This window comes from Pseudoalteromonas sp. S1727 (assembly GCF_005886375.1).
GTDB classification, from domain to species: domain Bacteria; phylum Pseudomonadota; class Gammaproteobacteria; order Enterobacterales; family Alteromonadaceae; genus Pseudoalteromonas; species Pseudoalteromonas haloplanktis.
This window is the reverse complement of record NZ_PNDT01000063.1, coordinates 1-414: the sequence shown is the minus strand read 5'-3', so window position 1 is coordinate 414 and position 414 is coordinate 1. Positions and strand designations below refer to the sequence as shown.

Below are 414 nucleotides of genomic sequence, written 5' to 3'. Positions count from 1 at the left end.
TGGGTCTATAGTGCTGAAAAAACTGTTTGGTGGAAAGCCACCCCATTGTTCATTCCACATTTGCTTATGGCCAGCTGCACAACGACCCAGTGTTAATACTTCAGGGTGTGTGGTGCCACACATTAATGCCGTCATCCAGTCACAATGCTCTACCCATGAGTAAGTCGCCGCTTTTACGGCTGCATCATCTCTGAAGATATGTAATGCTTTGGCCCAGTACCATTCTGACGAATAGATACCGCCCATATGTGAAAGATAGTTAACCTCGTTATTGGTTGCCGCACGAGTGATCTCATTCGCTTCTTTGATCGCTGTATGGTCTTTCCAAAGAATAAACATGGCATTTGGGTTTTCAGCAAACTCTTCTGTCAGTGCTAAAGGTGTGCCTTGGCTGTTAATTGCCACCGGCGTTGA

At 45.9% G+C, this 414-nt stretch carries 1 pseudogene; it reads right to left on the bottom strand.

Features of this window, described 5'->3' with window-relative positions:
* Positions 1-414 (bottom strand): annotated as a pseudogene (locus CWB85_RS14480) (ribulokinase); the annotation flags it as partial.